This is a genomic window from Streptomyces sp. NPDC028368 (genome assembly GCF_055565615.1).
In genome coordinates this window covers 273233-290484 of record NZ_JBVHTY010000009.1, presented here as the reverse complement: position 1 = coordinate 290484, position 17252 = coordinate 273233, and the positions used below count along the sequence as shown (strand labels likewise).

The following is a 17252-nucleotide window of genomic DNA, read 5'->3' as shown; positions in this document are numbered from 1 at the left end:
ACCGCCGCTCACTCCCACTGGTGGGCGACGCGGGCCGCCTCGACAAAGTCTTCCAACTTCGTCCAGAAAGGGCTGAAAGCGGTGTCGAACGCGGGATGGCTGTCCGGTTCCCCGTCAAGACCTGCCTTGAGGGCCTCATGGAAAGGCCCGGTAGCTTTTTGCAGGGCGAGCGCGGCCTCGGCCGCCCGGGGCGGGCCCTCCAGTTCGACGACGCGAGCGCAGCGGCGGATCTTCACGTACTCGGAGACCTGGCGGTCGTACTGCGTGCGGAGGGCGGCGGTGCGTTCCGTGGAGTCCGGGAGGAGGAGCGTGGCGGATATCTCCCAGAACAACTCGCCCATGAGGTGGGTCTGTTCGATCAGATCGAGATAAGCGGCGCGGCGGCTCTCACGCAGCCGTTCGGCACGCTGCGATCGTGCGGCGATCTCCGCCTGGATCCTGGCGGCCCGCGTGCTGCCGCGGCTGGTGACCCAGCTGGCGAGCACCGCGGTGCCCCCGGTCAGCGCCGCGATCGCCAGAGTCCACATCGTGCTGTCGCCCACGCCGCGTCACAATACCCAGCCGCCCCGCGGGGGTCTGCCGCCGAGGTGCCGTTACGAGGGGAACCGCCCCGGCGGAACCTCGCTCGTCGTCGCATTGCCGCCGATCACCTTGTTCAGCGTGAAGCTCAGCACCGTGTACTGCGTCCCGCCCGCGACCTGGACCGTCCGGAAGTCCGCCGTGTCGTCGAACTTCTGGAAGCTGCACCCGCGCGTGAAGGACCGCTTGCCGCCGTCCCAGTCCTCCCCAGTGGTGAAATACACCGTGTACGAGCCGCTGTTGACGCTGCGTACGGTCGTATCGGCGCCCTGGTGGACATACACCGAGAACGCCGTCCGCTTGCCGCGGGTCAGCGTCACCACGGCGTCGGTGCCGGTGCCGTTGTTGATGATCAGCCGGCCAATGTGCGTAGAGCGGCGGCAAGTTGACCGTTTCCCGCGGTGGCGTTGTCCGGGGTCTGCGCGCCGTCCAACGCTTCGGCCGAAGCCTCTGCTGTGCCGGCCGCAGCCTCCAGCGCCTTGTTCAGCGCCCCGCCTTCGTGTGCCCGGTCGACCGCGCGCAGGGCACTGTTGAGCGGTCCGAGCGCGGTGGTCAGCGTGCGGCGATAGGCGGCGGGCTCAATGGCCGGGGTCGCACTGGCGGACGGCGCTGCCGCGGCTGACGGGCTCGCAGATCCGCCCGCGGCACCGTCCTTCCCTCCGTCCGCCGAACACCCCGCCAGCGCCGTTATGAGGACCAGACTTAACGCGAGCCCGGCGGCCCGCCACCTCATCCGCCGTCCGGCGCTGCCACAGGCAGCCGCGGACACTGACATGGGCGCAGGCGCGATCCCCACCATGCTTCCCCCGTTCCCCGGTCCCCCCGGATTCCGCACTTCTCTGCTTCCCGGGGGCCACCGGGACACTCAGCCCCTCAGGCCTCTCCGGCCGCTGATGGCTGTCAAGGGAGTGCAACCCGAAGGCCGCTGCTCAAGGTGGCCGACGGCGCACGTCACACCACATCCGCAAGTTCTTGCTGCAACCGCCGCTTCGGGCGCGCCCCCACCAACGACTTCACCGGCTCGCCCGCGCGGAAGACCATCAGCGTCGGCATCGACAGCACCCCGTACGTGCTCTGTGTCACCGGATTGCTGTCCACATCAAGCTCAACGATCTTGAGGCGCCCCACTTCTTCCTCGGCCATCGCCGCCAGCACCGGCGCGATCATCCGGCACGGCCCGCACCAACTGGCGGTGAATTCCACGAGGACGGGAAGCTCCGAGCGCAGCACCTCCTCTGCGAAGGTCTCGTCCGTTACGGACAGAACGGCGGCGTCGTACGTCTGCGGCATCAGTGCTCCTGGTGTGGTGGGGGTACGGGGGCGGCCGACCGGCCGAAGGACGACAGCTCACACAGCGGGGCGGCCGTCGGTACAGGTCCAGCGATCAGGCTGTCCTTGGCCGCTACCCCTGCCTCGGCTGCTGCCTCTGCCTCTGCCTCCGCCTCTATCTCTGCCTCGGCATCCGTCTCGGCCTGGGCACGCCCCAACTGCCGCTGCAGCGACTCCCGTACGTCCTGAAGTTCCGCGATGCAGCGGTCGAGTTCGGTGAGCTTTCTGCGATAGACGTCGATCGAGGCGGGGCAGGCGTCGCCCGTCGGATGCCCCGCCTGGAGGCACTCCACGAACGGCCGGGTGTCCTCCAGCTCAAAACCGAGATCCTGCAGCACCTGGATCTGCCGCAGCACCCGGAGATCGTCCTCGCCGTATTCGCGATAGCCGTGGCCATCCCGCCCGGCGGTGAGCAGCCCCCGCGACTCGTAGTAGCGCAGTGCGCGCGTAGTCGTCCCCGCGCGCTGTGCCAGATCGCCGATCCGCATCTGCGAACCCTCCCTGCGGCAAGTCCATGACCGATTCCGATGGACGGTAGACCTTGACCCTGACGTCAAGGCCAGCAGGACCGCCGCGCAGGCCGGAGAGCCGGGACCGCTGGGCTGGTACCGCAGGTCCGGTACCGCAGGGCTCCGCGTTGACACACGACGCCACGGTGACTGCAATGAGGCGCGTGGCGCGTGCCGCCGACCAAAGAGCAGTGGGCTGATCGGTGTTGGGCGACCACCATGCATCGAGGGACCGCGCCATGAGTTCATACTCCGCACCCCGCATCTGAGCATCATCCGCATCTGAGCATCCGCATCCGCATCCGATGTGAGCGCGTCCGCGCGTCGTCCCTTTCCCTTCCTGTTCCCTTCCTGGTGTCTGACATGGCCATGTCTGTCATGTCTGCCATGGTCGCGGTGTCTGCGGTGTCTGAGGTGTCTGCGGTGTCTGAGGCGATGTGACGTCCGTACGTCACCTCAGGCCGCCGCCTCAGCGGCCGGCGGTTCGCCCCGCTTCCTGGCGACACCCGGTTCCGGGCCAAGGGCCACCCCGCGACCACCACGTGCCGCACAGCGCCTGCATGCCTGCAGATCACCCGCATCCCTGCACTTCACCCGCATCGCGGCGCGCCACCCGCACTGCTGCGCACCCGGCCGCTAGAAGGCCGTCATCAGCCTGTCTGGAGAACCCACACCGCATGACCAAGCAGTCGTCGTCCACCCCAAAGCCGTGGTCCAAAAAGCCGTCGTCCAACCCCTTCAACCAGTCGATAATCGAGGAATTCCGAGCCAACGAGGGCAGGGTCGGTGGCCCCTTCGCGGGCGGTGACCTCCTCCTGCTGACCACCACCGGCGCGAAGTTGGGGGAGGAGCACACGGTCCCGCCACCGCCACCGCCGGCAGCGGAGACGGCCGAAAGCGTCACCACCTGAGCGTCAGGCCGCTTGGCTCTCGCAGGCGGTGAGGTCACGGCGCGCCTCGGCTGACCTCGCCCGTCACCACCTCCTCGTATCTGCCGCCGATCCCGAACGGTCGGCGGCGGATGCTGTTACGGATACCGATACCGATACCGATTCACCCCATGGAAAGGTTGCATTTCCCCATGCGAGTCAAGGATTTCGATCATCTGGTGCTCAACGTTCAGGACGTCGAGCGCGCGCTGGACTTCTACTGCGGTCCGCTCGGCCTGGAGCCCGACAGGGTGGACGAATGGCGGGCCGGTAAGGTCCCGTTCCCGTCGGTCCGGGTCAGTCCGACCACGATCATCGATCTGGTCGACCGGCCCCGAGGCGAGTCCAATGTGGACCACATCTGCCTGGTCGTGGAGCCGCTGGACTGGCAGGAAATCGTCGACTCGGGCATCTTCCCCGTGCTGGAAGGCCCGGTCGGCCGTTACGGTGCGCGGGGCGAGGCGCAGTCGATCTACGTAGCGGACCCCGATGGCAACACCGTTGAGCTGCGCTGGTACCCGGAGGATGCCGAGCGCTAGGACGATGTCCGAATACCGCCGGACCTTGGGGTGCGGTGCGGGCAGACTCGGCTTCGCCATGGAGAGACTCACGGGGGACGCGACGTACACGCTCATAGGGCGTGACGGCCGTCCCTACGTGAGCGCCACACCCGGCTCTCTGGGCGGCTATCGGCCGGGAAAGCTGTACGGGCGGCTCGACTGCCCCTCCGCGCTGCGCGCCATCGCCCGCGGTCATTACGTACGGCACCGGATCTTCTTCGCCGACGAAACCACGGCTGTGGCGGCGGGGTACCGGCCGTGCGCGGTGTGTCTGCCCCGGCAGTACGCGCGCTGGAAGGTCCGGGACGGCGCAGCGTGAGGGCCCGCCCGGTGCGGGCGGGCCCCGGAAAGAGAGTGAGTGCGTGACCAGTACAACCGGCAGCGAGACACCCGCCCGTCCGGCGAAAGGGGAAGCCGTCGTAGGGGAAGCCGTCGTAGGGGAGGACGGGCTCGGGCGTTGCGTGTGGGCCGTCTCGCACCCGCTCAACAGGGACTACCACGACACCGAATGGGGGCTGCCGGTCCGTGGCGAACAGGCGCTCTTCGAGCGGATCACCCTGGAGGCCTTTCAGTCCGGGCTGAGCTGGCTGACCATCCTCGCCAAGCGTCCGGCCTTCCGCGCGGCGTTCGACGGGTTCGATCCGGAGGCCGTGGCGGCGTATACGGACGGGGATGTCGAACGCCTCATGGGCGACGCCGGGATCGTCCGCAACCGGGCGAAGATCGAAGCGGCGCGCACCAACGCCCGCGCCGTGCTGGTCCTGCGGCAGAACGGCGGGCTCGATCGGCTGATCTGGTCCCATAAGCCCGGCCGCACCCCGGTGCCCCGTACGGTTTCCGAAGTGCCCACCAAGACCGCCGAGTCGAAGGCACTGGCGGCCGAACTGCGGTCATCCGGCTTCCGGTTCGTCGGCCCCACCACCAGTTACGCCCTCATGGAGGCCATCGGACTGGTCGATACGCATCTGGTGGGGTGCCATCGACGCGGGTCTTCCGGACAGCATGACGAGCAGGCACCCGGCCGCCACTGAGGTGCCGTAGCCGGAGGGCGGAACTCCGATTTCGCCCTCCGGGCGGTGTTTTGCGCCAGTTCTGTCACGACCTCTTGTCGGTATGGCAAACACTGCGCAGGGATACCCCCGATCGGCTTGAAATCCTGTGGCCCGCGTCTCATTATCGCGGTGACTCCTTTTTAGGACTGGGGCATTGAGTTCCCCATGTCGGGTGTTGGGGGGAGTCCAGGATCCGGGGGGAGATCTGTTCATTGGCGCTCCGTGCGCTTTCTCTGTTTGCGATACGACATGTGATCGCGGCGGTCGCACCTTCGGCCCTGGTGGCGTTCGCGCCCATCGTCCGTTGCTGCTTTGCGGACGGCAGGGATTCCTGTCTCAAGGGGTTCGAGTAGGTCCGGGGCAATTCACTCAGGAAGGGCTCGACAACAATCATGACGAACGAACACGAGGATCAGGCACGGGGCGGGGGGCCCAGGGGGCGTACGCCCGAGAACCCTCCTGCGGCCGAGTTTTCCGCGACGACGATCGGGGCGGCCGATCCGCGTTACGGGGACCTGGTCCGCGGTATGAACCAACGCTGGGTCGGGCGGCCGGAATCCGTACGGATGGTCGATTCCACTCAGCAGGTGCAGACCGTGGTGCAAGAAGCCGTACGGGCCGGCAAGAAACTGACGGTCCGCAGCGGCGGGCACTGCTACGAAAACTTCGTCTTCAACGCCGAAACCCAATTAGTGATCGACATGTCGGAGATGACTTCGGTCTACTACGACGACCGGTTCTCCGCATTCGCTGTGGAAGCCGGCGCGACGCTGCTCGATGTCTATGAGCGGCTGTACAAGGTGTGGGGCGTCACCGTCCCCGGCGGCATGTGTTATTCGGTGGGCGTGGGCGGCCATGTCAGCGGTGGCGGATGGGGCATGCTCGCCCGCCGGAACGGCCTGATCATCGACCACCTCTACGCGGTCGAGGTCGTCGTGGTCGACGCTCACGGCACCGCCCGTACCGTGGTCGCCACGCGCGAGGAGTCCGACCCCAACCGCGATCTGTGGTGGGCCCACACCGGAGCCGGCGGCGGTAACTTCGGCGTGATCACCCGGTATTGGTTCCGCTCCCCGCAGGCCACCGGCCGCCGGCCGGAGCAGGCGCTCATCAAGCCGCCGAGCGAGGTGCTGATCAGTGCCCTTGCCTGGCCCTGGGAGGACATGACCAAGGAAGCGTTCACCCGGCTCATCCGGAATTACACGGCCTGGCACATTGCGGACGAGAACTCCGCGCCCGGCAGTGCGTACAGCGGGCTGATGAGCTCCCTTCTGCTCAATCACAAGTCCAACGGCCAGATCGGTCTGGTGTCTCAGTTCGACGCCACCACTCCGAATGCGGAGAAGCTGCTGGAGGCCTATATCGCCGCGGTGACCGAAGGCGTCGATATCGAGCACGGTCCCGTCACCAACTCCATGGGTGAACACAAGCCGATGCCCCAGTACCACAAACCGCAGCGGCTGCCATGGCTGCAGGCCACGCGGTACTTCGGCACCACCACCAGCACGCTGGTCGACCCGACGCTGCGTGCGGACTACAAGTCGGCCTACAACAAGCAGGATGTGACCGACGCACAGATCGAGGCGATGTATGAGCACCTGGCTCATACGGATCTCGAAAACCCGCGGGCCATGGTGCAGTTCAGTTCCTTCGGCTGTGCGGTGAACAGCGTGAAGCCGGGAGACACCGCAAGCGTGCACCGTGATTCACGTTTCAAGCTGCTGTACCAGACGTACTGGAATAGCCCGGCCGACGACGACGCCAACATCTCCTGGCTGCGGTCCTTCTATGAAGGCGTATACCAGAAGACGGGTGGTGTGCCGGTCCTCGACGAGACCACCGACGGCTGCTACATCAACTACGCCGACATCGATCTCAACGACCCGCAGCACAACACGTCCGGAGTGCCGTGGCACACCCTGTATTTCGGGAACAACTATCCCCGCATGCAGCAGGTCAAGGCGAAATGGGACCCGGGCAACCGCTTCAACCACGGCCAGTCGGTACGCCTGCCGTAGGTGCACCTGCCGCACCGTGATGCCGCACCGTGATGCCTTCCCGGTGAGGCGGCCTCGGTGATGCCGTCCCGGTGATGCCGTCCCGCCCGGAGCTGGTTGCCCCGGGCGGGACGGCAGCGGGACCTCGGTCAAGAGCCTCAGGCGCCGAAGCCGCCGTCGATGTCCAGGCTCGCGCCGGTGACAAAGCCGGACTCAGGGCCGGCGAGATACGAGACCATCGCCGCAATTTCCTCGGACTTGCCGAACCGGTCCAGTGCCATCCAGCTGAGCATGCTGCTGGACATCGGACCGTCCGCCGGGTTGGCGTCCGTGTCCGTCGGACCGGGCTGGACATTGTTGACGGTGATGCCGCGCGGGCCCAGCTCCCGGGCCAGGCCGCGGGTCAGACCGGCCACTGCCGCCTTGGTCATGCCGTAGACGGAACCGCCGGGGAAGGGGATGCGGTCGGCGTTGATGCTGCCGATCGTGATGATGCGGCCCCCGTCCGGGAGATGCCGGAGCGCCTCCCGGATCCCGACGACCACCCCACGGATGTTCACATCGATCATGGTGTCGATGGCGTCGATGGGCAGGTCCTGCACGGGGCCGAAGGTGCCGCCGCCGGCGTTGTTCACGAGGATGTCCAGGCTGCCCAGGACCCGCACCGTCTCGTCGACGGCCGCGGCGATGTCCTCGTCCTTTGAGCTGTCGGCCTGGATGGCGTGGGCGCGTCCGCCTGCGGAGCGGATCCCGGCGACGACCTCCTCGGCGCGGTCCTTGGAATGGGAGTAGGTGAGTGCCACGGCGGCACCATCGGCCGCCAGGCGCTGCGCAATCGCCGCACCGATGCCGCGGGATGCCCCGGTGACCAGAGCTACCTTGCCGTTGAGCGTGTCCAACACGTTGTGCGTCCTCTCACAGGTATTTCGATTTACAGGTATTTCGATCGACAGGTGTTGCGTCTTCTCGGGTGGTGGCTTGGTTATGGCGGCGGCCGTGCCGCGCCGGGTCAGGCTTCCGCCGGAGTGCTCCCGCGCTCGGCGCTGGGCAGGAAGAGGGCGACGATCGCGCCGACCACGCAGAGGCCGAGCGTCCACCAGAAGGCCGAGCCGAACGCCTCGGTGATCGGCCCTGCCAGATGGGGCGAGGTGGCGACCGACGCGGCGGAACCGGACGGGCCCAGACGGTCGGTCAGCTGCTGCTGTACGACAACGGCGAGCAGCGCCGTGCCGACCGAACCGCCCAGCTGGATGGAGGCGATCAGGGCACTGCTGGCCCGGCCGGTGTTCTCCGGGGCGATGCTGGTGAAGCCCGTGGACAGCGCCGGGGCGAGCGTGGTGCCCAGGCCGACGCCCCGCACCAGGAGCGCGACGACCAGCAGTGCGGTGTCGTTGGCGGGGTCGAACTGGGTGTACGCGATGGTGCTGACCGCCGCGAGCGCCATGCCGGCGAGCACGACGGTACGGGGCCCGAACCGGGCGACGAGGCGTCCCACGGCGGGCAGGATCAGGACCGTGCCGACGCCCTGCGGGGCGAGCAGGAGACCTGAGGTCCATGCGTCGAAGCCGCCGCCCTGCTGGAAGAACAGCGGCAGCAGGAACATCATGCCGTAGACCGAGGCGCCGAACAGGAACGAGCCCAGGGCGGCGGCGGTGAACCGGCCGGTGGCGAACAGCCGCACATCGATGAGGGGGACGCCCCGCATGCGGAGGGCGTGAACGACGTAGGCGATCAGCAGGACCGCGCCGACGCCGAACGAGACCAGGACGACCGGGGCGCCGATGCCGCCGCCGCTGGCCAGCTGGGAGAAGCCGAGCAGCAGTCCGGCCAGCGCTGCGGGCAGCAGGGCCAGGCCCTTCACATCGAGCCGGGAGACACCGCGCTCCTCACGGGGCGGGTCGGTGGGCAGGATGCGCTGGGCCAGCACGGCGCACAGCAGGCCGAGCGGGACGTTGAACCAGAACAGCCAGCGCCAGTCCAGGTTGTCCATGAGCACGCCGCCGACCATCGGCCCGAAGACCGGGGCGAGCGTGATGGGGATCTGGACCATGCTCAGCACGGTGGTGGCGCGCTTCGGGCCGGCCGCGCGGGCCAGCATCGTGAGCATGATCGGCTCGAACATGGCCCCGCCGATGCCCTGGACGACCCGGGCGCCGATCAGAGTGCCGACGGTGGTGGCGACGGCGGCCAGCACACAGCCGATGAGGTAGACGACGATGGCTGCCTGCCAGAGGGCCTTCTCCCCGAAGCGGTCCATCGCCCAGCCGGCGATCGGGATGGCGACGGCGATCGCCAGCAGGTAGGCGGTGCTCACCCACTGCACGGTGGACAGGGGCACCGAGAACACCTCGGCCAGGCGTCCCATGCCCACCGACACGATGGTGGTGCTGAGCAGGGCGATGACGGCGCCCAGGGACAGCGTCGAACCGATGGGCAGCAGGCCCTTTTCTCCCTGCTCGCTTCCCTCGGAGGGCGCCTCGGCGCGCGGGGCGTTGTCGACTTCCGGCGGGGATGTCGCCGCGGTCTCTTCCATCGTTACCTTCCGTGCTGTCATTGCGTTCCGTCCCGCGCGCTCCTCGCGTGTGCGCACGGTCGGCGGGGACGTGGTCCGTATGCAGCCTTCGGGCCGGAGGCTGCGGTTCTGGCGGCTGCCGGGGTCAGCGGGCGGGTTCTTCTCCTGGCTCCCAGCCATGGCGGGCGCCTATTTCGGCGATGTGCGGGAAGTGCTCTGCCGGCCACGGCTGGGGCTGCACGCCGGGCTGGGCCGGGTCGCCGGCTTCGAGGAAGAACTTGTCGAATCCGGCGGGGGTGAACAGGAAGACCATCTTGGCCACGTGCAGACCGGTGTTCTTGAACCGGTGGGTCACCCCGCGCGGTATGAACACGAAGTCGCCCTGCTGGGCGGTGAACGTACGGCCCGAGTCGAGGACTTCGAGTTCACCGGAGAGCAGGTAGTACGCCTCGTCCTCGCCACGGTGCACATGGGCGGAGGGACCGCAGCCGGGAGGCACGGATGCCTCCATGAAGGCCAGTCGGCCGCCGGTGTTCGCATGGCTCGCCTTGATGGTGTACGTGTCGCCGTCGACCCAGACGGTCGGGCCCTCTCCGGCGGGGACGTGGAGTACGCGTGCGGGGCGCTCCGGGTCGTCGTCTTCCTTTCCCTTGGTCATCGTTGCCTCGGTCATGGGGCCTCCAGCTCGGGTGAGTACGGAAAGGGAGTCGCTGTGACGCGGAGCGTCCGGTTCAGTGGCATGCAAAGGGGAAACACCGCCCGTTCGGAAACGGTTGCATCCCGGGCCGACAGGCAGCCCGGGATGCACTTTCGGATTCAGATGGCGAGGGAGCCGTCACGGCCGAGATGCCGGACGACGGCGCGGTCGGCGACCTGGCGCTGAGTGGCGCCGGCGGTCAGCCCGCGCCGGTCGGCCAGCGGATCGAGCCGCCCCAGCAGGCGCAGCGCCCCGCCGGCCGGATCGACTTCGACGAGGTCACGGGTACACAGCCAGCCGCCCGGGTCGCGCCCGCCGTCCGCGAGGAAGCGTGCCGGAGGTTCTTCCGGCGCCAGATACGGCGAAGCGGGCAGCCGAACCTGGAGCTCCCCGGAGACCAGCCGGACCCGGACCCCGGGCGCCGGTACCCCGACCGTGCCCGGCCCGTGTGCCCCGGCCGCGTCGACCGCGATGATGCCGGTCTCGGTCGTGCCGTACGCCTGGCCGATCCGCAGCCCGAAGCGCTCGGCGAAGCGGGTGGGCACCTGCCGGTCCAGCACATCACCGGCGGATATCACCGCCCGCAGCCGAGGCAGCGGCGGTACGCCGTCGTGGGCGGCGAGGGCCGCGAAATGCGCGGGCGCCCCGAGGACGGCATCGACGCCCTGCGCGCGGCAGGCCTCGAGCACTGCCTCGGGGCCCGTGTCCCGGGCGAACACCGTGACCGCTCCGGTGTTCATGGCATGCAGCAGACCGCCGATCAGCCCGAAGGAGTGCTCCGGCGGCGCCAGCAGCAGCGCCTTCTCACCGGCCCGGGGCATCCCGCCGATCGCACGGAACCGCCCGAGTTCCGTGGTGAGGGACTCGGGCGTGCGGCCGATCGGCTTGGCGATCCCGGTGCTGCCGGAAGTGAACTGGACCAGGCAGTGCGGGGTTTCGGCCGGCCGGCCGCCGATCAGCCGGCGGACGAGGACCTCGCACTCGTCGTGGAACGTCCCTGCCGCCCACCCGGGAGCGTCGAAGGACAGGTGGTACTGGGGCCGGCAGCGGTCCAGGAGCGTGCCCAGTTCGCGGCCGCGCAGGCCGGGCCCCATCAGCATCACCTGGGCGCCGCACGACCACAGCGCCAGCAGCGCCCACATCTGGGTGAAGCTGCGGGCGCCCTGCAGGGCGACGGTGTTGCCCGCCCCGATGCCGTACGACCGAAGGGTGTGCCGTAACGAGGCTACCTGGGCGCGCAGTTGACCATAGGTGACCGCGCTGCGGGCGACCGCCCAAGGGGCGTCGGGCGGCCGGTTCTCCAGCAGCCCGGCGCCCCACCAGTCGGTGCCCCGACGGGAGGTGAGGGACACCGTGACTCAGCCTTCCCGCTCGCGCCGCAGCTCCAGGCGCTCGTAGCCCTCGTGCCAGGGGCGGCGGCGTTCCACGGCGGCGCATGCGGCGACGACCTGCGGCTCGTCGAAACGCCGCGCGGCGACCTGCAGGCCGACAGGGAGCCCGGCCGGGGTGAAGCCGGCGGGGACCGTGGCGGCGGGGCTGCCGATGAAGTTGTACAGGCCCGTCAGGCACCATCCGACCAGCGGGTTGACGCTTTGGCCTGCGACCTCGGAGGGGCCCACGGTGGTGCGGTCGGCGGCGTTGGGTATGCGTGCCACCGAGGTCACCGGGCTCACGATGAGGTCGTACTCGTCGAAGACGTCCTCCAGCGAGTCGAGGAGTTCGCTGCGCAGGACGTCCTCGAGGCGGTAATCGACGGCCGAGGGCTGGGCTCCCATCTCGAGGAGTTCCAGGTAGGTGGGGGCGATGCGGTCGCGGTGGGCGAGGACGTCCACGCCGGCCCGCCGCATACGGGTGAGGAACTCCACCTGGCGGACGGCCTGCATGCGCCGCCACAGCGCCGTGAACTCCTGGTGGGGACGCGGCAGTTTGATGTCGACCTCGACGACCTCGGCGCCGTCGTCGATGAGCGCCCCGAGCGATTCCCGTACGACGGCCGCGACATCGGGCTCGACCGGGAAGCCGCCGAGGTCGGGGGAGTAGGCCACGCGTAGCCCGGTGAGCGGGCGCCGCAGCGCCTCGGAGAGGCGTTCGGGCGCGGCGGGGAGCGAATAGGGGTCGCGGGCGTGCGGGCCGGCCATCACCTCGAACATCAGCACCCCGTCCTCGACGGTGCGAGTGACCGGGCCGTAGCACACCATGGGGTTGAGCAGCCCGAACGCATTGGGCCGCACTACGGTGGGCACCCGGCCGAAGGTGCCCATGAGGGCGAACACCCCGCACAGGGATCCCGGGACGCGCAGTGAGCCGCCCGCGTCGGACCCCTGGGCGATGGGCACCAGGCCTTCGGCGACGGCGGCGGCGGCGCCACCGGAGGAGCCGCCCGCGTTGGCGGACAGATCGAAGGGCGTGCTGGTGGGCCCGAACAGGAAGTTGTCGGTGATGGCCTTGTGCCCGAATTCCGGGGTGTTCGTCTTGCCGATGACGATGGCGCCGGCCTGCTGGAGCCGTTCGGCGCTCACGCCGTTCGCTTCGGGCACCGTGTCCTGGAAGGCGTAGGACGCCTGGGTGGTGCGGATCCCCGCCACCGGGTCGAGGTCCTTGATGCCTACGGGCAGACCGTGCAGCGGCGGCAGCGGGTTGCCGGTGAGCACCTCGCGCTCCGCGCGCCGGGCGGCGTCCAGGGCCTCGTCGGCGCAGACGGTGACGAAGGCGTTGACGGCCGGGTTACGGCGTTCGATGCGGTCGAGGCAGGCCTGGACCAGTTCGACCGGCGACAGTTCACGGCGGCGGATCATCCCGGCGAGGCGGGCGGCCGGCTGATAGGCGAGTTCATCCATGGTGCGACTTCCCTCTACTTAGCGCGCTGCCGGCTCGGGTGCCCCGGTACGGGCCCCTGGGAGACGGGCCCGTACCGGCGGGCGCCCGAGCCGGCGCGCTGGCCTACTTCTCGACGCAGAACTCGCCCACCGGCCAGCCGACGTGGCGCTGGTCGGTCGCGAGGTAGCCCATGAGCTTCTCGCCCTTCTTGAGCTCGGTGACGTTGCGCACCGCGTCCCCGGGGCCGAGCACCCGCACATGCCAGTCGTCCTGGACGGCGAGGCTCACCAGGGTGCCGTCGTCGGCGCGGGTCTTGATGGTGAGCAGCGGGCGCGACTCGAGCTTGACGCGGCCGACCACGACGCGGCGGGTGCGGCCGGTGGTGCTGACGGCCAGGACGGTGTCGCCGGCGCCCAGTTCGCTCAGGTAGTTGGTGCGGTTGTCGGTGCCCAGGACGTAGGACTGCAGGGCACCGGCGTTGACACGGAACGGCCTGGTCGGCATGTAGGGCAGCGGGTGGGTCTCGCTGGAGCACAGGATGAAACCGTGGGAGTACGAGCCGACCAGGATGCCCTCGTCCTTGTGCAGGTAGCTGCAGGTGTCGACGCACACCCGGTCGCCGAGTCCGCTGTGCTCGATGGACTCCACGGTCAGCTCGGTCAGCTGCAGCGGCGGGGTGTCGGTCTGGAGGAGCTCGGCGAGCTCCAGCACCTCGGCCACGGAGGTCGGCGCGAGGAGGATGCCCTCCGAGCCCTTCTCCAGCACATCGAGGATGATCTTCGCTTCTTCCAGGGAGTCCGCCCGGCAGATCAGCTGCCCCGGGGCCTTGTCGGCCGCGGCGATCACGATCTCCAGCGGGATCTTGGTGGGGTCCTTGAAGGTGACCGCGGTGTAGGGCAGGGCCCGTGCGGCCGAGCACGCCAGGGTCAGCGAGGCGTCGTCGACGACCGGCACATGGGCGGCGACGGAGTCCTGGCCCTCAAGGGCGCGGCCCTGCAGTACGGCGAGACCGCCGTTGTCCGTGACGTCGGTGAGCAGTACGTCGTAGCCGTCCCAGTCCGCGGCGGCCCCGTCTCCGGGCCCCTTGGCGACCAGCACCTTGCGCACGGTCGGGGGGAGGGTGGCCAGGATCTCCGGTCCGTCGTCGACGATGCCGTCGATGCGGGCGTGCACGGCCGCCTCGACCAGCGCCTCGCGCTGATCGGCGGAAACGGAACGAATGTCAATCCAGGCGAACTTCACATCGCACCTGCCAGTTCGGGTAGGGAGGTTGAATTCGGGGCGGTGTCCGGTCGTGGTTCGTGGACGGCGGCGGCCAGTGCGCGTACCGCCTCCGCGGGGTCGGGGCTGTGGAACACCCGGCGGCCGACGGCGAGTCCGCGGCAGCCGGCGTCCATCGCGAAGTGGGCGAATTCGGTGAGGCCACGGCTGTCGGCCGCGCCGCCGGCCACGACAACCGGGACCGGCGTCTTGGCGACGATGCCTGCCATGTCCTCCGCCGTGCCCGCCGCGACGGTCTTCACCAGGTCGGCCCCGAGGTCGACGGCGATGCTCACGACATGCGCGAGGAGTGCGGGGTCGCGGGGGTCCTGGATGCGCGGCCCGCGTGCGTACATCATCGCCAGCAGCGGCATGCCCCAGCGTTCGCAGCCTGCGGCGACCGCACCGAGGTCGGCGAGTTGGCGCCGCTCGGTGTCCGAGCCGATGTTGATGTGCACGCTGACCGCGTCCGCCCCGGCGCGTACCGCTTCTTCGACGCCGCCGACGAGGACCTTGGCGTCGCCGTCGGGTGCGTGCGGAGTGCTGGCGCTGAGGTGGACGATCAGGGCGGCGCCGTTCAGCAGGGCCGGTTCGATGGTCCGGGCGCGCCCCTTGTGCACGACGATGGCGTCGGCACCGGCGGTCACCACGTCACCGACGATCCGGCTGAACCCGGCGGCGTCGGCGATGGGGCCGTCGGCCACGGAATGGTCCATGGGTACGATGAGAAATTTTCCGTCGCCGGGCCTTGAAAGTCGGGTAAGGCGCAGCGATTTACCGCTCAGAGGTAGTAGGGGCACAGCACCCTCCGTAAGCACGGGTGATACGGGAACCGTCAGTCGCAACTGCGGATTGATAAAGACCCGGAGAATGATGAACTCTTGGGAAACGGGCCGACGCAGGCCGGGATGAATGCATTTTGGAGCGCTCCGGCTTCAGCCCGTGTACGTTCCCGCCGGATACAGATTCTTATGTCCCGGCGGCGCCCGGAGCAACATCCTCGGGGCTCCGGCGCCGAATGGAGAAGAAGTTGGCGGCTACAGCGGTACTTCGCCGCCCGGGGAGGCCAATTTCCCCGAGAACGCAACCGAGTTGGGCTCTTCGGTGTTCTGCGGTTGACCGTGCCTGAAGGGGCACCGCGCCTGTAGAGGAGGGGCCGATGAGGCAGGACACGCCGCCGCGCATCGCTGTGGTCGGAGGAGGGCTGGCGGGTCTGACGCTCGCGCTCGCGCTGCACCGGGCCGGGCTGGAGTGCCAGGTGTACGAACAGGCGCCCCGGTTGGCGGAGGTGGGAGCGGGCCTGCAGCTGGCGCCGAGCGCGACCAGGCTGCTGCACCGCCTCGGGCTGGAGTCCGCGCTGCGCGCGTCGGCCGTGGTGCCTGCGGCCATGGAGTTCCGGCGCTGGGCCGACGGATCGGTGATCAGCCGCGGGCTCCTGGGGGAGCACTGCGAGAAGCGGTACGGCGCTCCGTACTTCGCCATGCACCGGGCCGATCTGCACCGGGCGCTGGTCGATGCGCTGCCGCCGGGCATGGTGCGGCTGGACGCCCGGTGCACCGTGGCCGAGGAGGGCCCGGACGAGGTCGTGCTGCGGTTCGCGGACGGCGCGGAGGCCGTGGCGGACGCGGTCGTCGGCGCCGACGGCATCCACTCCGTACTGCGCCAGGCTCTGGTGGCCGACCGGCCGCGGTTCTCCGGCCAGTCCGTCTACCGGGGGCTGGTCGACAGCCGGCGCATACCCGCGCTGGTGGCGGAGCCCCGGGTGCAGTTGTGGCTGGGGCCGGGACGGCATTTCGTCTGCTATCCGGTGGCGGGCGGGCGGTTGGTCAACTTCGTGGCGACGGTGCCCACCAGCGGCTCCGGTGACGAGTCGTGGTCGCGCCGGGGCCGGGTGCAGGACGTGGCCGCGGCCTACGAGGGGTGGTGCGCGGATGTCACGTCGGTCATCGGCGCGGCGGACGAGGTGAGCCTGTGGGCGCTGCACGACCGCGACCCCATCGAGCGGTGGAGCACCGGCCGCGTCACGCTGCTGGGCGACTCGGCGCATCCGATGCTGCCGTTCATGGGCCAGGGCGCCAACCAGGCGATCGAGGATGCCGTGGCCCTGGCGGCCTGTCTACGGGACGCCGCCCCCGGGGAATTCCCCGCGGCACTGCAGCGCTACGAGTCGCTGCGCAGGCCGCGGACCACGCTGGTGCAGGAGCGTTCCCGGGGCAACAGCACGGCGTTCCACCTGGCGGACGGCGAGGCGCAGCACGAGCGCGATGCGGCGATGGGCACTCCCGCGCCGGAACGGCAGGACTGGCTTCACGGTTACGACGTCGAAAGCTCCCTGGCGAGCCATCAGCCGGCCTGATCTATCGGGCTGATCCACCGGCTTGATCTACTTTGGCGATCTCCTGCCGCGATCTCCCGCCGTGATCTCCCGGCCCCCTGGACGGCTCCCGGCCTCCAGGGGGCCGGGCCTTTTCTGCATGTCCGCCGTCCGATTCCCCGCCGTACGGCCCATGGAATATGGCTGGATTCACTCCGCGCCACTGATGGCCCGCGCGGTCACCCGGAAAGAGCTTTCCAGGGTGTTTCCTGAGGTGGGGTCCCGCATGCCCCACCGTTGATCGCTGCCGTCAATTCTCCGCCCTACGCCTCTGGAACACCGCAGCGCCCCAGAAGGTTGCGGAGGGCCTGCTTCAGGAACGGCATTCGAGTCAAACAAACCGACGGGATCATTTCTCCGATCCGGGCATATCTCGGCCCGCTGAGCCGTCGACGGTGCGCCTACCTGCAGGTATGTTGCACCACTTGGCCCCTGAAGATCTCTTTCCATGACTCGTGCTTTAATTTTCCTTTACCTATCTTTTAGTTGCCGAGCATTCAGGACGTGAGGTTCGCTGGGGTTGGTCCGAAAAGTGTGCGGGGGGCATGCTTCGGGCGATCAAGAAACAAACTGACTGAATAGTTTGTTTCCGTCGCCGACCGGGCCATTTGAAGCAGCGGGGGGTTCGCGACGGACT

The 17252-nt window shown here is 69.1% G+C and carries 16 protein-coding genes and 1 pseudogene; 6 read left to right on the top strand and 11 right to left on the bottom strand.

Going from position 1 to position 17252, the window contains the following annotated elements; translation table 11 throughout:
• Window positions 1–8 precede the first annotated feature (8 nt).
• The 4 genes from ACZ4S3_RS22720 to ACZ4S3_RS22705 form a co-directional block, all read right to left on the bottom strand.
• Entirely contained in the window at window positions 9–542 is a 534-nt protein-coding gene (locus ACZ4S3_RS22720; protein ID WP_467936942.1) for a hypothetical protein, read from the bottom strand.
• 51 nt (window positions 543–593) lie between these two features.
• Window positions 594–899, bottom strand: a complete 306-nt coding sequence (locus tag ACZ4S3_RS22715; protein WP_467936940.1) for a hypothetical protein — start codon at window positions 897–899, stop codon at window positions 594–596.
• A gap of 631 nt (window positions 900–1530) precedes the next feature.
• Window positions 1531–1869 carry a thioredoxin gene (gene trxA, locus ACZ4S3_RS22710; protein WP_467936938.1) on the bottom strand — a complete coding sequence of 113 codons (339 nt, stop codon included), beginning with the start codon at window positions 1867–1869 and terminating at the stop codon, window positions 1531–1533.
• Window positions 1869–2396, bottom strand: a complete 528-nt coding sequence (locus ACZ4S3_RS22705; RefSeq protein ID WP_467936936.1) for a MerR family transcriptional regulator — start codon at window positions 2394–2396, stop codon at window positions 1869–1871. The genes trxA and ACZ4S3_RS22705 overlap by 1 nt, the downstream gene beginning before the upstream one ends.
• 698 nt (window positions 2397–3094) lie before the next feature.
• Here ACZ4S3_RS22705 and ACZ4S3_RS22700 point away from each other — a divergent pair.
• The 5 genes and pseudogenes from ACZ4S3_RS22700 to ACZ4S3_RS22680 form a co-directional block, all read left to right on the top strand.
• Window positions 3095–3280: pseudogene (locus ACZ4S3_RS22700) on the top strand (nitroreductase/quinone reductase family protein); the annotation flags it as partial.
• A gap of 218 nt (window positions 3281–3498) precedes the next feature.
• A complete protein-coding gene (locus ACZ4S3_RS22695; protein ID WP_467936934.1) occupies window positions 3499–3885 on the top strand; it encodes a VOC family protein in 387 nt (128 codons plus the stop codon).
• A 58-nt stretch (window positions 3886–3943) separates the two neighbouring features.
• Window positions 3944–4225, top strand: coding sequence for a metal-binding protein (locus ACZ4S3_RS22690; RefSeq protein ID WP_467936932.1), 282 nt, complete (start codon window positions 3944–3946; stop codon window positions 4223–4225).
• 43 nt (window positions 4226–4268) lie between these two features.
• Entirely contained in the window at window positions 4269–4937 is a 669-nt protein-coding gene (locus ACZ4S3_RS22685) for a DNA-3-methyladenine glycosylase I (protein WP_467936930.1), read from the top strand.
• A gap of 548 nt (window positions 4938–5485) precedes the next feature.
• A complete protein-coding gene (locus tag ACZ4S3_RS22680) occupies window positions 5486–6976 on the top strand; it encodes an FAD-binding oxidoreductase (protein ID WP_467936928.1) in 1491 nt (496 codons plus the stop codon).
• Between the two features lie 137 nt (window positions 6977–7113).
• Here the strand turns inward: ACZ4S3_RS22680 and ACZ4S3_RS22675 are convergent, their stop codons facing one another.
• The 7 genes from ACZ4S3_RS22675 to ACZ4S3_RS22645 form a co-directional block, all read right to left on the bottom strand.
• Window positions 7114–7854 (bottom strand): SDR family oxidoreductase, encoded by a 741-nt coding sequence (locus ACZ4S3_RS22675; RefSeq protein ID WP_467937025.1) that lies wholly within the window; start codon window positions 7852–7854, stop codon window positions 7114–7116.
• A gap of 110 nt (window positions 7855–7964) precedes the next feature.
• Window positions 7965–9488 (bottom strand): MDR family MFS transporter, encoded by a 1524-nt coding sequence (locus tag ACZ4S3_RS22670; RefSeq protein WP_467936926.1) that lies wholly within the window; start codon window positions 9486–9488, stop codon window positions 7965–7967.
• A gap of 124 nt (window positions 9489–9612) precedes the next feature.
• Entirely contained in the window at window positions 9613–10140 is a 528-nt protein-coding gene (locus tag ACZ4S3_RS22665; protein ID WP_467936924.1) for a cupin domain-containing protein, read from the bottom strand.
• 143 nt (window positions 10141–10283) lie between these two features.
• Window positions 10284–11516 (bottom strand): class I adenylate-forming enzyme family protein, encoded by a 1233-nt coding sequence (locus ACZ4S3_RS22660; protein WP_467936922.1) that lies wholly within the window; start codon window positions 11514–11516, stop codon window positions 10284–10286.
• Window positions 11517–11522: 6 nt separating this feature from the next.
• Window positions 11523–13001: an amidase gene (locus tag ACZ4S3_RS22655; protein WP_467936920.1), complete on the bottom strand. Its 1479-nt coding sequence runs from the start codon at window positions 12999–13001 to the stop codon at window positions 11523–11525.
• A gap of 103 nt (window positions 13002–13104) precedes the next feature.
• The gene (locus ACZ4S3_RS22650) at window positions 13105–14223 is read right to left on the bottom strand and encodes a 3-dehydroquinate synthase II family protein (RefSeq protein ID WP_467936918.1); all 1119 of its coding nucleotides are present in this window, start codon (window positions 14221–14223) and stop codon (window positions 13105–13107) included.
• Window positions 14220–15041, bottom strand: coding sequence for a 2-amino-3,7-dideoxy-D-threo-hept-6-ulosonate synthase (locus tag ACZ4S3_RS22645; protein WP_467936916.1), 822 nt, complete (start codon window positions 15039–15041; stop codon window positions 14220–14222). Before ACZ4S3_RS22645 ends, ACZ4S3_RS22650 begins: the two co-directional genes overlap by 4 nt.
• A 359-nt stretch (window positions 15042–15400) precedes the next feature.
• Between ACZ4S3_RS22645 and ACZ4S3_RS22640 the strand changes: the two genes are divergently transcribed.
• Entirely contained in the window at window positions 15401–16597 is a 1197-nt protein-coding gene (locus tag ACZ4S3_RS22640; protein WP_467936914.1) for an FAD-dependent monooxygenase, read from the top strand.
• Window positions 16598–17252: the final 655 nt, after the last annotated feature.